The following is a 13,757-nucleotide window of genomic DNA, read 5'->3' as shown; positions in this document are numbered from 1 at the left end:
CCGCACGCCGGCCAATCCGCTGCAAGGCCAATCGACGCGCCGGCTTCGGACCTAACCGCGAGCCCCTGCTTTCCCTAGGCAAACATGATGGACGACAAGGACTGGATCGCGGGCGCCGCGAAAGCGCTCGCAATCATCGAAGCATTCGACGAAGAGCACGCCCGCATGACGCCGACCCAGGTCGCCGCGCGTGCGGGCCTGTCGCGCACGGCCGCGCGTCGCTATCTGCTGACGCTACGCGAGCTCGGCTACGTCGACACCGACGGCAAGCTGTTCTGGCTCGCGCCGCGCGTGTTGCGGCTCGGCCAGTCATATCTGGATTCGGCGCGGCTGCCGCGCACCGTGCAGCCGTTTCTGCAGCGAATCACCGCCACCGTGCAGGAAACCGCGCTGGTCGCGATTCTCGACGAACACGACGTGGTGTATGTCGCGCGCAACGGCGTCAATCGGGCGATGGCGGTCGGCTTCGTGACCGGCTCGCGCGCGCCGGCGCCGCTGTCGTCGGCGGGGTTGGTGCTGCTCGCGTCGCAGGCCCCCGACAGCATCGACGAATGGCTCGCGTCCTATCCGATCAAGGTTTTCACGCCGTACACCTATTCGACGGTCGAGCGCCTGCGCGAAGCGCTCGGCGAAATCCGCCGCAACGGTTATGCGATCACCGATCAGCAGCTCGAAGTCGGTGTGCGCGGTATCGCGGTGCCGTTGCGCGACCGGCATGGCGCGGTGGTCGCGGCGATCAGCGTCAGCATGTCGATCGGCGAGGAGTCGGCGAGCGCCGCGCTACAACGCGTGCTGCCGACGCTGCAGGAAACCGCGAGCCTGCTGCGCAATCTGGTCTGACCGCGGTTGCGCAGCGCCCGGCCGAGGCGGCGCGCAAGCGGTTTCGACGCGTCTAGGTAATGTCCCTGGTACGGAATACTGAATAAATGAAAGCACGCTGAAAGCAGGCTGTCTCTCAGAAAATACATATCGAGTTTTACGCATGACAAACCGCCTACGCTTGGGTAATACTCTCCCGCGGGGAGCACAGGGCGCGTCGCAGCCCGACTCTACCGTGCAGCTATCTTCATTTACATTTGACTCAGTCGTCTGGTTTGGGGAACAACACATGAAAAAAGTTATCGTCTCGCTCGCAGCCGCTTCGATCGCGCTGGTTTCGGTTCAGGCATTCGCACAGGCATCCGACGCAGCTGCTGCGCCGGATGCGGCTGCTAGCGCACCGAAGAAGCACCACGTCAAGAAGCTGAAGACCCACGGCAAGCGTGCTCCGGTTTCGGCGGCAGCTTCGGCAGCCGGCACGAACGACAAGGGCGCGGCGAACTAAGCTGAACGCCCGCTCGTCGGGCGTGCCGTACCGGTCGCTGCAGCGCGCCGCTAGCGGTCGATGCAGCCGGGTAGGGCAAACAGCGTTGCCAGCAAAAAGGCCAGAGCTTGTGCTCTGGCCTTTTTGTATTTGCGGCGGCGTTGATGCGGCATGAATGCGGCATGGCTGCCGCTTTTGCGCGGTGTTGGCCGCGCGGCGCGCGAACCGATCAGCCCGCGAGCCCGCGTCGGATCACCTCGTCCAGCAGCCCGTTGAGGCCGTCCGGATGAGTGGTGGCGCGGGTCTTCAGTTCGTTCACGAGGTCGCCGTTGAGCTTGCACGCAAACGCGACGAGGCCCTGAGCCTGATCGAGCTTGCGCTGCTCGCGCCGGTCGACTTTCGGCTCGTCCGCCGCGCCTTTGGCGCCGCGAGGCACGCCCGCCTGCTTCATCGCATTGTTCAGTTTCAGCGCCTTGTTCTTTTCAAGGTCGGTTTTTTTCATCGCCATGGAAGGCCTCTGCTAAGTAGATCAGCCCGCATTGTACGCAAGCGCGCGGCGCCAAAGGCATCGCGCGTCGGTGGCCGCGTTATCCGGTGCGCTGCGGCGCGGGCACGGACACGCTATCGAGCAACGCCCGCATCCGCTGCCAGTGGGTGCCTTCCCAGAACACGCGTTGGCATACGTCGCAGGTGACGAAGCGACTGTGTCGCTGCAGCACGCCGTGCGGCACGCGTGGGCCGGCTTCTTCGCGGGCAATGCGCCTGAGCGGCGCGTTGCACATCAGGCAGAGCCGGAACGGCTGCGCACTGCGCGCGAGATCGAGCCGCTCAAACACCTCGCGCAACTGCTCGCGCGGGCGCAGTGCGCGCACGTAGCAGCCATGCGTGATGTTGCGGCGTTTCAGCAATTCGCGGTCGCGCGTGAGGACAATCCGCTGTTGCGCGGCGGCGAGTGCCTCGATGTCGGCGTCGGGGTAGTGGTTGTCGTAGAGCGTATCGAAGCCGGCGAGCCGCAGCAGCGGCGCGAGGCCGCCGAGGTGCGCATCGGCGATGAAGCGCATCACGCGCAGCGGCCGTTCGCGCACGCGTAGCAGCGGCTGGATGTCGAGCGCTTCGAACTTCGGATAGACGGCGACACGATCGCCGTCCGCGAGCGGATGGTTGAAGCCGACCGATACGCCGTTCACCAGGATCAGTTCGACCTCGGTATGTGGCACCCCGAGCACTTCGATCATGTGCTTGGTGGTCGCGTCGCGCGCGCAGACGCACGCGAACTCGTGCCGCCGCAACTGGCGGGCGAGAAAGTCGTTCAGCTCCTCGTAGAAGCGGAATGTCGCGGTGACCATGTCGGCAGTATCGCACCGCTCGTGTTGCGCATTGTCCTGCGCGTGTCGCATGAGTGTGCTTTACTTCGGGTTCTTTAGTTGACGGAGCGATAGATGGACATCGGTTTTATCGGTCTCGGCGAGATGGGCGCCGCGATGGTTGCAAACATTCTGAAAGCCGGGCACCAGGTGCGCGTGTGGAACCGCTCGCCGGAGAAAGCCCAGCCGCTGGCGGCACTCGGCGCGCAGGTCGTCGCGACGCCGGCCGAAGCGTTTGCGGGCGACGCCGTGTTCTCGATGCTGGCCGACGATGCCGCGCTGCGCGAGGTCATCACCGCGTCGCTGCTCGAGCACGCGCCGCGCGGGCTGATCCACGCCAACATGGCGACCATTTCGGTCGCGCTCGCCGAAGAACTTGCGACCGCGCATGCGTCGCGCGGCGTGCACTACGTCGCCGCGCCAGTGCTCGGCCGGCCGGATGTCGCGGCGGCGGGCAAGCTGACGATCGTCGCGGGCGGGCCGGCCGAGTCGATTGACCGGCTGCAACCGGTTTTTGACGTGATCGGCCAGAAAACCTGGCGCATCGGTTCGCTGCCGCAACAGGCGAACGTGATGAAGCTCGGCGCGAATTTCATGCTCGGCGCGGCGATCGAGACGCTCGGCGAAGCTGCCGCGCTCGTCACCGGCCATGGCCTTGCGATGCAGGACTTCCTTGACGTGATCACGAGCGGCCTGTTCCCGGGGCCGGTGTATTCGGGCTACGGCAAGCTGATCGCCGAGCAGCATTTCGAACCGGCGCTGTTCAAGGCGCGCCTTGGCCTGAAGGACGTGCGCCTCGCGCTCGCCGCCGCCGACTCGGTAACGACGCCGATGCCGGTCGCGAGCGTGGTGCGCGACAGCCTGATCGAAGCGATCGCACATGGCGACGGCGAGAAGGATTTCGCGGTGCTGGGCCAGGTCGCGATGCGGCGCGCCGGCCGCTGATAGCTGGAGCGTTGCTTGTAGTCGATCGCCGCGTGTTGGCGATCGACTGCGACGCCGATATTTGACCGCAGCCGCGAGCGCATTCGAACGCACGTGTTCGCATGCGCCCGTTGTCCCCGTTGTGCTGGTCTCCAGGCACAGCCGCTTATATCTGACCGCGCCGGCCGGCAAGGCATAATAGCCGTCCGATTCTTTTTATCCCCGATTTCCGATGACTCTGCATACTTGGTGGCTGTTCGCCGCCACCGTCTTCGTCGTGTCCGCGATTCCCGGTCCGAACATGCTGCTCGTGATGACCCACGGCGCCCAGCACGGCCTGCGCCGCGCGAGCGCGACGATGGCCGGCTGCCTGTCGGCGCTGGTGCTGATGCTGACGGTGTCGGCGGCGGGTCTTGGGGTGTTTCTGTCCGCGTGGCCGACGATGTTCAACGCGCTGCGCCTGATCGGCGCGGCCTACCTCGTGTACCTCGGCATCAAGGCCTGGCGCGCCCCCGCCGACGAAGCCGCCGCGCAGAACCTCGACGAGCTGTCGGCGAAGCCCGCGCGCTCGCGTTTCGCGCTGTTTCGCAATGGCTTCCTGGTCGCCAGCAGCAACCCGAAGGCGATCCTGTTCGCGGCCGCGCTGCTGCCGCAATTCATCGACGCCACGCTGCCGAAGCTGCCGCAGTTCGGCGTGCTGCTCACGACCTTCGCCGCGATCGAGGTCAGCTGGTATCTGGTGTATGCGGGCTTCGGCACGCGCATCGGCGCGAAGCTGAAGAGCCGCAGCGTCGCGAGGATGTTCAATCGACTGACGGGCGGCGTGTTCGTCGGCTTCGGCGCGATGATGGCGTTGGTGCGCCACTAGTACCGTAAGGCGGCGCATTGCGTGTCGCCCGGCTTAGGGAGAGAGAGGAGGACATAGCGCAGGTGAATGTGACTGTTGTATGTTGGCAACATCGAGGGTCAACCCTAATTTGCATGTTGCAACGCACCAAGCTGTTTGCTATAGTACGTCTTGTCTCCTCCATGTCTCCTCTGATATGGATTCAGCCCGCCAACCTAGGCGGGCTTTTTTTTGCCCGAAATCTGGCTTCAGCCGCGCAGCGGCACCGTATTCAAGGCGAATAAAAAAGCCGGCGACCCTTGGCGGGGTCGCCGGCTTTGTCGTTTTTGTTGTAGCGGCGCGTGCCGCGAGCTCAGAACTTATACGACACGGCCAGGAAGGAAATGATCGGGTCGGCGGTCAGTTCCGCCTTCGATACCCCCAGCTCCGTACCGTCCGCCGCCTTGATGATGACCGACGACGTCGTCTTCAGCGGGATATACGTGACCGAGGCCACCAGCCCCCAGTGATCGGTGATGTTGTACGCGAGACCCGCATTGAACACCGGCGCCCACGACGACGACGCCTTCGCCGACACCTGCGTCTGCCCCGTTTTCCCCGCGCCGGTGGCGAGCACCGCGCCGAGGTTGTCCTGCGTCGACTTTACGAAGTTCTGGCTCAGCTGGAGGTCGGAGAACCAGTTGTAGGACACGCCGATACCGACGAACGGCCGCAGTTTTGCGGTCGGCTCGTTGAAGTAGTACTGGAACAGCAGCGCCGGGCTCCACTGGCGCACGCTCTTCACGATCGGATTGGCCTGCGGATCGCCGAGATTCTGCTGGCCGAGCGCGCCGGCCGGTCCCGGCGGCTTCACTATGCCGTGACCGTAGATCTTGAAGGTCGGCGGCACGCCGGCCACGGTCGTCACCGCGATGTGATCGGTCAGGTAATGGCTGAACACCAGGCCGACCGTATTCGCGGAGTTGGTCGACAGCCCCGTGCCGGGCGACGTGAACGAGTTCGGCAGACGCAACGGCGTGTTGATCGGTGTCGGCGCGACGTTGGTCGTGAGCGGCGTGCTCGAGTCCTGCGGCATCACGTGGAACCAGCCGAGCACAGCGACGTTGTCGCCCGCATGCTGGGCGTACGCACTGGCCGACAGCAGCGTCGCCAGTATCGCGAGACAGAATCTTTTCATTGTGTTCCTCCTCTGGCGCCCGCCCGGCTGGACGCACGACGGGCGACGGCGGGCGTCGGCCCGACTGCTGCGCTGGATGTTCGTGGGGCGCCGGTCGCCGCGTCGTCGGCCAGGCGCTCCGCCAGGCGGGGCGCGGTGCGACGCGACAACCGGGATGCGGACGCCGCCCGGTTCGGCGGCGCCGCATCCGGCGCTCGTTACTGGACGAAGGCGCCGATCGTGAAGTACGGCGACGAAGCGTTGGTCATATCGAGGTAACCGAACACGCCGCCCGTGAAGATCATCTTGCCGGTCGGCGTGGTACCGGTCGACGCGCCCACATGCGTGGTCGTCACGACACCCGGCACGGTCTGCGTGAAGCTCAGATCGAGCGCGGTCGCGAGCGACGCCTGCGATGCGTTGAACGGATCGAGCAGCGTCGCCTCGGTGCCTTCGAGCGCGGTCGTGCGGTAGTCGAACTGGCTGTCGACGCCGATGTACTCGCCGTTCTGCGCGCCCACCGTGGTCGCCGTCTGCGGCGCGAGGATCGAGATGCCGGATTCGTCGTCGGCGTACGGGCCGAGTTCGCCGTTGACTGCCGTGGTCGCCGACGAGTTGGCCGCGCCGGTGCGCACGAGGATCGGCACCAGCTGATTCTTCAGCTTGCCGACGATCATGTAGCCGCGCGCTTTCGGCGTCGTCGCGAGGGTCGGCTTGGCCTGACCGAGGAACTTGTCGGTCTCGAATGCGCCGCTGCCGTCGGCCGCCGCGGCGAAGTTGGTACCCGGCTGCTGGCAGCTGCCCGCGTTGACGCCGGTGTTGTCGCACTCGCTCCACGTGCCGTCGGCGTTGATCGTGATCTTCGAATCGACCGCGACCGGCGCGAAGTTCTGCGACGGCACCTGGTGATAGCCGACCTGGTTGTAGGTGCCGGCGACGTTGGCGAGATTCGTTTCAATCGACGAGAAACCGATGAACGGGTAGTACGGGAACGTGGTGTCGGGCACTGCGCCGACGCCGAGCACGCCACCGAACGAGATTTCCGCGCCGGGGATCGTGCCGCCCGCCACGCCTTCGCCGACGAAAATCCGCGCCGGACGGCTCGAATCGAGACTTGCGCCGTTCAGGCGGAACGCGCACTGGTTCAGCTTGCTGGTCGGCAGCAGAGTTTCCTGGGTCAGCGTGCCGCTTGCACTCTGGCCCGCGCGCGTCGGCATGACCGTGCCGGTGGTCGCGGGAATCGGCGACTCGATGTAGCTGATCTGCCAGGTCATCCTGGTCGTATCGAGCTGCAGCTTGACGAGTTCACCGTCGCCGCCGCCGCCGGTGAAGACCGTGCCGTAGTCGAGCGCGGAAGGACACAGCCGTGTTTCGGTCATCGGTCCGTCGCCGTTACTGCTGCCACCGCCGCCGCCCCCGCACGCCCCCAGCAACGGTGCGGAAAGAGCCAGCACCGACAGGATTCTCCAATTCATACCGCCTCCCGAATGTTCTCGTTGTATGTGGCCGGCTCCCATTCCGGCCACCTTGTGTTCGATGTGTCCCGCGCCGCGTACGCGGGGCGACTGCGCGTTGCGCGCAGCCGGTCCTTTGCCTGTTGCCCGTGTTGCTCGTAGTGCCTGCGTTACTTGCTGATCTGTGCGCCGATGCCGAAGTAGGGCGCGCTCGGCGTATCGGCGTTGGCCGACGTCGACGTGATGCCGCCGTTCTCCGTGCCCTGGATCACGGTCGCGTACAGGCCGCCGGATGCGATCGCGAGGCCGGCGTTGCCGCTGCTGTCCTGCACGTTGACGAGGCCCGGGGTCGATGCGCCGTAACTGAGGCCAACCGTGCTTTCCGCGGCCGATGTCGACGGATTGATGAAGGTCGCGGCCGCACCCTGCACCAGCGTCGCGGTGTACTTGAAGTTCGAATCCGCGCCGACGTAGCCGCCGTCGAAACCGCCCGACGCGAGCGGCGTCGCCGCGGCGAGCATCGCGATGCCGGATTCGTCGTCGACCTTGGCGGCCAGCAGGTTGCTGGTATCGACGAAACCGGTGCGGACCACCAGCGGGATCGTCGTGCCGTTCAACTGGCCGAGGATCATGTGCGAGGTCGCGTAGTTGCCGGTGCGCAGCGGGTTGGTGCTGGCGCCACTGCCCGGCACGATCTGCGGCGGGTTGGTGCTGTCGAAATAGCCGTTGCTGTTCAGCGTTAGCGCGTTGCCGGTCGACAGGCAGCCGGTCGAGCTCGACGACGTGCAGTTGCCGCTCGCGTCGAAGGTCTCGATCGAGTTCGTCGCGACGGTCTCGTAGTTCGCGGTCGGCGACAGGTGATAGAGCAGCGCGTTATAGGTGCCGGGCAGCTGCGTGAGATCGGTGGTCGTGCTCGCGAAGCCGAGGAACGGATAGAAGTCGAAATGCCGCTTGTTGACCGCGCCGATGGTCGTGACGACGAGGTTGATGCCCGCATATTCGATCGTCGCGCCGGGGATGCCGCCGCCCGCGACGCCCTTGCCGATCAGGATCATCGGCGGATTCGGGTTGTTGACGAAGTCGGGCGTCGTGTAGGTCGTGCCGTCCGACGCGGTGCCGGTGCCCGCGCCGAGAATGAACGCGCAGCGCGTCTGTTCGGCGGTCGGCAGCATGCCGGTCGGCGGGTGGATCACCGCGCCGGCGATCTGCGTGCCCTTGCGCGTGATGGAGACGCTTGCGCTGGTGAGAGGAATCGGCGATTCGAGCCACTTCAGCGTGTAGGTCATCGCGGTGGCGTCGATGTTCAGCTGCACGATTTCGCCGCTGCCGGCGCCGCCGAGATAGGTGCTTTTGACGATGTCGGCGGTATCGGGACACAGCGTGGCCGTCGTCGCGCTCGAGGTCGGCGCGCCTTGCGTGCCGCAGCTCGAACCCGAGCATTGGGTCGGCGTGACCGGGCTCGGATCGCCGGCCTTGCCGCCGCCGCAGGCAATAAGGAAAGGCGCTGTGGCAATGGCCATTGCCAGGCCGCGAGTCATGGCGTGCGACATGCTGCTGTCTCCCTTCGTGTAATTGTGCGGAGTCATTTTGCTGTGCGTTTATTGGCTGTCAATTGAATGAGCCGTCTAAAAAGGTCGATTCAAACAGCGTGAATTTCAGCGCACGCGCATGGCACGGATGGTCGCCGTCCTTTTAAACGCCAAACGATTTTTCGTGTCGCACGCGCCATTGTTGCCTGGCGGCATCGCCTTATTGGGCAAGCATCGCGACAAAAAGGCTCTATGATCCTGGCACGACCGTTCGGGAAAAAATCGGGTGTTTCCCTATGCGGCAATCTGTGCAGTCGGATTCGAGTGAGGGCACGAATTACCGAATGCGTTTAGGGGTTCCGTTTTTATATTTCAAGTAATTCGGGCGACTACTAATAAGGATTTTTAAACGAATTGGGAGGCGCGTGTTTTCAAACGAAAAAGCCGGTCTTTACAGACCGGCTTTTCAGGGGGCGGTGAACGGTGAGTGGGATATGACCGTTCTGGCAACGGGCGGCTTAGCGTTTCAAGCCGGTGTCTTCGGCCGCGCCGATCGCGAGATTCATACACTGGATCGCCGCACCCGATGCGCCCTTGCCGAGGTTGTCCAGACGCGCGACGGTCACGAAGCGCTCCTCGTTGCCGAACACGAACAGGTCGACGCGATTGGTGTCGTTGTTCGCCTGCACGTCGAAGAAGCCGCTGTCGAGATTCGCGTCCGCGTTGAACGGCGCGACGTGGACGAACGCTTCGCCCGCGTAGTACTCGGCGAACAACGCCTGCACGTCCTGTGGCGTGGCCTTCTTCGCGAGCTGGCTCGGCGAGAAGTAAGTGGTGACCGCGAGGCCCTTGTAGAAATCGCCGACGATCGGCGTGAAGATCGGCGCCGACGTCAGACCCGTATGAGCGGCCATTTCCGGCAGATGCTTGTGCGTGAGGCCGAGCGCGTAAGAACGCGGGCTCTTCAGCTTGTCGTTACCGCCGGCTTCGTAGTCGGCAATCATCTTCTTGCCGCCGCCGCTATAACCGGTGATCGAATACGCATGCGCGGCGAACTCGGGTGCGACGACGCCGGCTTCGATGAGCGGGCGCATTGCCAGTACGAACGCCGACGCGTGGCAGCCCGGCACGGCGATGCGCTTCGCGGTGCGCAGACGCTCGCGCTGCGAGCGGGCCAGTTCGGGCAGACCGTAGGCCCAGTCGGGCGAGGTGCGGAACGCGGTGCTCGCGTCGAGCAGCACCGTGCGATCGTTGTCCACCAGCGACGCGGATTCGCGCGAGGCGACGTCGGGCAGGCACAGGAACGTGACGTCCGACGCGTTGATGAGACGACGGCGCTCGTCGAGGTCCTTGCGCTTCGCTTCTTCGATACGCAGGATCTCCACGTCGGCGCGCTGCGACAGGTATTCAAAAATCTTCAGGCCGGTCGTGCCTTCCTGTCCGTCGACAAAAACTTTCGTGCTCATCTCGATCTCACTCGCTGGAAACGGGGCGCGACGCCGCGCCGGAATGCTATTTTAAGACCTCATCGCCGCGCCGGTGCGGTAAGGCGCCAAAAAACGACGATGCGAACGACGATGAGCGCGCAAAGCGACATCGGCGTGACCTGTTACGCGGCAGATGCGGGCAGATGACGGCGGATTGGCGGCAACGCGACAGCGACGGTGATTCCGTTGCGGCAGATCCGCCGAGGTGCGCGCGGCAGGCCGTGGAGCGCGCCGCATGCCGCCGATGCCGTGCGGTTCAACGGCGCTGCCCGCTCACTACGCCGGTTCCTTACGCCTGCTCCTCAGGCCTGCTCATTAGGCCCGCGTGGCGATCCAACGCTCCGTGACACCCGCAATCCGCGCACCGAAGCTGCGCGCGGTTTCCAGGTCGCCCGACGGCGGCGCTTCCTCGGCCGACGCATCGGCCGCCGACTGCGTGAGCAGCCCGGCAAAACCGCCGACGTAGTTCAGATCGTTGCGGGTCGCCGCCTTCGTGTTCGCCGGCATCATGCCGGTGCCCGCCCAGATCATGCTGTGCTGCATTGCCAGCGTGATGAAGTACTGGATGGTCGAGAACTTGTCGCCGTTCATCGATGCGGAGTTCGTGAAGCCGGCCGCGATCTTGTCCCGCCAGGCCTGGCTGAACCACGGCTTCGAGCTCGCGTCGGCGAACTTCTTGAAGTCGGCGGACGGGCCGCCCATGTAGGTCGGCGCGCCGAAAATCAGCGCGTCGGCAGCGGCGAGTTCGTCCCACGACGCATCGTCCATGTCGCCGACCGGCATCAGCTTCGCGTCGGCGCCTGCGTCGAGCGCGCCCGCGAGCACGGCTTCCGCGACTTTCTTCGTGTGGCCGTAGCCGCTGTGATAAACGATGACGATCTTCGACATGGAGCGCTCCGGCAAAGTGATCGGGCAGGGTGAACGGAACAGGCAAAGCGATGCGGGGTGGTGCGCGGGCGCACGCAAATGCCGGCGCGGCGTGACGTGGGTGACGGCTCGTCGCCGCGCCTGACGCTACGCGTACGTTAGCGTGCGCAGATGACAACAAGGTCTCATCGCGTCATCGGGCCGCATGGTGAACCAACCAGCGAATCGACGGAACACGCAGCAATGCGGATGGCTCGACCCAAACGGCCCGGCCAGCCACCGCCGCAAACCCGTCGCTAGCGTCCGTAGTTGACCACCAGCCGCGCGCTGCCGATCGACGCGGTACCGATCTCGTGATCGAACATCAGCGCGGGACGGCCTTGCGCGAGACGCAGATCGACCGCGTTCAGCGCGTACACGGTGATGATATAGCGATGCGGTTTGCCCGGCGGCGGGCATGGGCCGCCGTAACCATCGGTGTCGAAATCGTTGCGCGCTTCGACCGCGCCGAGCTTCTTCAGAAATCCCGACGAACTCGCGTTCTCGGGCAGGCTATCGACGGTGGCCGGAATGCCTGCCACTGCCCAATGCCACCAGCCGCGCCCCGGCGCGTCTTCGTCGAACATCGTGATCGCGAAGCCGCGCGTGCCGGCCGGCGCGTCGCGCCATGTCAGTTGCGGCGAATGGTTGCCGCCTTTGCAGTCGTTCTGGTCGAACACCTGGGCGGTCGGTACGGTGCCGCCCGCGCGCAGGTTCGCGCTAGTCAGAGTGAATGCGCCGTCGGCGCGTGCGACGGAACTTTGCGTCGCCGATAGCGCAAGCATCGCGCAGACGGCGAGAGATCGATACCACCACGAGGAAGCCAGCGAAACAACCAGGCAACGCGCGTGCATGTGCCGTTTCTCCTGTCAGGGCGCGAGGCGCGGGTCCTCGCGATGGTTGTTGTCCTTAATTGAGCCCTAAAGTGGAATCAAGTCTAACCCAAGCTGAGCGCTGATTAGCTCTACGATGCATTGTCGTGCGTGCTTCGTGGAATTAGAAGATAGTAAATCAACTATAGTGGTGAGCATTATTGGGCAACCAGGTGCGCGCTTTATTCGGTTGAATAATCAACGCAGAAATAAGTGTTGGAAGTTGTGGAGACCGGTTTATCCGTCCGAAGGAGGACGATGCAAGTTGCACTCAGGGTCGTGGTTGCGGATGACCACCCCGTTATTCTGTTTGGCGCCGAGCATGCGCTACTCAAGTTTCCCGGTCTGCAAGTCGTTGGGCGTGCGAGACAATCCACCGAACTCGTCAGGATGCTGCACGCCACGCCGTGCGACGTACTCGTCACCGATCTCGCCATGCCGGGCGGACAGTATGGCGATGGTCTGCAACTCATCGGCTATCTGCGGCGCAATTTCCCGAAGCTGCCGATCGTCGTCCTCACCATGCTGGAGAATGCCGCGCTGCTCAAGCGCCTGAATGAATTGGGCGTGACGGCTGTCGTCAATAAATCGGACGATCTGAGCCACATCGGGCTCGCGGTGCAGTACGTCAGCCGTCGCATGAGCTATCTGAGTCCGTCGGTGAAGACTGCGCTCGATGCGTTGCGGGTCACTTCGGCTGGCACACGCGAAGACGCAATGCTGTCGCGGCGCGAACTCGAAGTCGTGCGGCTGTTCGTCTCGGGTATGACGATCAAGGAAATCTCGGAGCGTTTGAATCGCAGCATCAAGACCATCAGCACGCAGAAAAACGCAGCGATGCGCAAGCTCGGCATTGATCGCGATTCCGAACTGTTTCTGTATGCGCAAAGCAATGGCCTGTTGAATCTGTCGTCGGCGGTACCGGACGAGACCGCGTACGAATCCTGATCCCGTATGTATTTTTGCTGGCGCTGGCAGCGCGAATGAACGCGTATAAAAAAAGCCGCCTGTTTTGCAACAGGCGGCTTTTTAATTCAATTTGCATAAAACGACCACGCGTTAGCGTGGCGTAATTGCATGGTGATTGCTTTGTTATTGCGGCGTTGACGTGGCGCCACCGTGCGCGGCCGACCATTCGGCCGGTGCGTGCAGGAATTTTTCCACTTCGTCGAGCGTCTTCGTGTCGAAGTACTTGTTTTCCTTCGCGACGCGCAGCACGTCCCACCACGTGGCGAGCGCGTGCAGGTCGACGTCGATGTCTTTCAGCACCGACACGCTTTCCTTGAAGATGTTGTAGTGGAACAGCACGAAGCAGTGGTTCACCGTTGCGCCGGCGGTGCGCAGCGCGTTGATGAAGTTGATCTTGCTGCGGCTGTCGGTGGTCAGGTCTTCGACGAGCAGCACGCGCTGGCCTTCGGTCAGCAGACCTTCGATCTGCGCGTTACGGCCGAAACCCTTCGGCTTCTTGCGCACGTATTGCATCGGCACCATCAGGCGGTCGGACAGCCACGCTGCGAACGGGATACCAGCGGTTTCGCCACCGGCGACCGCGTCGATCTGCTCATAGCCGACGTCGCGCAGGATCGTCGCTTCGGCCATTTCCATCAGGCCGCGGCGCACGCGCGGATACGAGATCAGCTTGCGGCAGTCGATGTACACCGGGCTCGCCCAGCCGGACGTGAAAATGTACGGTTTCTCCGCGTTGAAATGCACTGCTTGCACTTCGAGCAGCATCTTGGCGGTAGTGTCGGAGATCGTCTGGCGATCGAAGCCTGTCATGGGCGGATCCTTCGGAGTGAGCGGGGGAGAAGCGGGCGCGGGGCCCGGTGGCGCAGCAAGCGGGGTATGCCGCGCCATGCTGGGCGGAATACGCGGCCGGCAGTAGAGCAGACCGGCTTTTGCTACGCGCGTGGGC

14 protein-coding genes are annotated in these 13,757 nt (G+C 64.1%); 5 read left to right on the top strand and 9 right to left on the bottom strand.

What is annotated here, in order from left to right; all coding sequences use genetic code 11:
• The first annotated feature begins 87 nt into the window (after positions 1–87).
• Positions 88–840 carry an IclR family transcriptional regulator domain-containing protein gene (locus HHL14_RS14190; protein WP_169498437.1) on the top strand — a complete coding sequence of 251 codons (753 nt, stop codon included), beginning with the start codon at positions 88–90 and terminating at the stop codon, positions 838–840.
• Between the two features lie 268 nt (positions 841–1,108).
• Complete coding sequence (locus HHL14_RS14185; protein WP_169498252.1) at positions 1,109–1,324, top strand: hypothetical protein; 216 nt, start codon at positions 1,109–1,111, stop codon at positions 1,322–1,324.
• Between the two features lie 208 nt (positions 1,325–1,532).
• Here the strand turns inward: HHL14_RS14185 and HHL14_RS14180 are convergent, their stop codons facing one another.
• Entirely contained in the window at positions 1,533–1,811 is a 279-nt protein-coding gene (locus tag HHL14_RS14180; RefSeq protein WP_169498251.1) for a hypothetical protein, read from the bottom strand.
• A 79-nt stretch (positions 1,812–1,890) separates the two neighbouring features.
• Positions 1,891–2,649: a Mut7-C RNAse domain-containing protein gene (locus HHL14_RS14175; protein WP_169498250.1), complete on the bottom strand. Its 759-nt coding sequence runs from the start codon at positions 2,647–2,649 to the stop codon at positions 1,891–1,893.
• Positions 2,650–2,742: 93 nt separating this feature from the next.
• Here HHL14_RS14175 and HHL14_RS14170 point away from each other — a divergent pair, with 93 nt between their 5' ends.
• Positions 2,743–3,612 (top strand): NAD(P)-dependent oxidoreductase, encoded by an 870-nt coding sequence (locus HHL14_RS14170; protein WP_169498249.1) that lies wholly within the window; start codon positions 2,743–2,745, stop codon positions 3,610–3,612.
• Between the two features lie 211 nt (positions 3,613–3,823).
• Positions 3,824–4,459 carry a LysE family translocator gene (locus tag HHL14_RS14165; RefSeq protein ID WP_169498248.1) on the top strand — a complete coding sequence of 212 codons (636 nt, stop codon included), beginning with the start codon at positions 3,824–3,826 and terminating at the stop codon, positions 4,457–4,459.
• A gap of 331 nt (positions 4,460–4,790) precedes the next feature.
• Here HHL14_RS14165 and HHL14_RS14160 read toward each other — a convergent pair whose 3' ends face one another.
• The 6 genes from HHL14_RS14160 to HHL14_RS14135 form a co-directional block, all read right to left on the bottom strand.
• The gene (locus tag HHL14_RS14160) at positions 4,791–5,615 is read right to left on the bottom strand and encodes an OmpW/AlkL family protein (RefSeq protein WP_169498247.1); all 825 of its coding nucleotides are present in this window, start codon (positions 5,613–5,615) and stop codon (positions 4,791–4,793) included.
• 197 nt (positions 5,616–5,812) lie between these two features.
• Positions 5,813–7,069 carry a DUF2957 domain-containing protein gene (locus HHL14_RS14155; protein ID WP_169498246.1) on the bottom strand — a complete coding sequence of 419 codons (1,257 nt, stop codon included), beginning with the start codon at positions 7,067–7,069 and terminating at the stop codon, positions 5,813–5,815.
• 149 nt (positions 7,070–7,218) lie between these two features.
• Positions 7,219–8,598, bottom strand: coding sequence for a DUF2957 domain-containing protein (locus tag HHL14_RS14150; RefSeq protein ID WP_169498245.1), 1,380 nt, complete (start codon positions 8,596–8,598; stop codon positions 7,219–7,221).
• Positions 8,599–9,095: 497 nt separating this feature from the next.
• Positions 9,096–10,043, bottom strand: a complete 948-nt coding sequence (gene argC / locus HHL14_RS14145; RefSeq protein ID WP_169498244.1) for an N-acetyl-gamma-glutamyl-phosphate reductase — start codon at positions 10,041–10,043, stop codon at positions 9,096–9,098.
• 336 nt (positions 10,044–10,379) lie between these two features.
• Positions 10,380–10,952 carry a flavodoxin family protein gene (locus tag HHL14_RS14140; RefSeq protein WP_169498243.1) on the bottom strand — a complete coding sequence of 191 codons (573 nt, stop codon included), beginning with the start codon at positions 10,950–10,952 and terminating at the stop codon, positions 10,380–10,382.
• A gap of 275 nt (positions 10,953–11,227) precedes the next feature.
• Positions 11,228–11,824, bottom strand: coding sequence for a YbhB/YbcL family Raf kinase inhibitor-like protein (locus HHL14_RS14135; protein WP_169498242.1), 597 nt, complete (start codon positions 11,822–11,824; stop codon positions 11,228–11,230).
• A gap of 276 nt (positions 11,825–12,100) precedes the next feature.
• On the opposite strand from HHL14_RS14135, the gene HHL14_RS14130 reads away from it, so the two are divergent.
• Positions 12,101–12,790, top strand: coding sequence for a response regulator (locus tag HHL14_RS14130; RefSeq protein WP_169498241.1), 690 nt, complete (start codon positions 12,101–12,103; stop codon positions 12,788–12,790).
• Positions 12,791–12,934: 144 nt separating this feature from the next.
• On the opposite strand, the gene HHL14_RS14125 is transcribed toward HHL14_RS14130, so the two are convergent.
• Positions 12,935–13,621 (bottom strand): orotate phosphoribosyltransferase, encoded by a 687-nt coding sequence (locus tag HHL14_RS14125; protein WP_169498240.1) that lies wholly within the window; start codon positions 13,619–13,621, stop codon positions 12,935–12,937.
• Between the last annotated feature and the right edge of the window lie 136 nt (positions 13,622–13,757).

It is taken from the genome of Paraburkholderia antibiotica, assembly GCF_012927125.1.
GTDB lineage: Bacteria > Pseudomonadota > Gammaproteobacteria > Burkholderiales > Burkholderiaceae > Paraburkholderia > Paraburkholderia antibiotica.
This window is presented reverse-complemented; position numbering and strand designations above follow the sequence as displayed.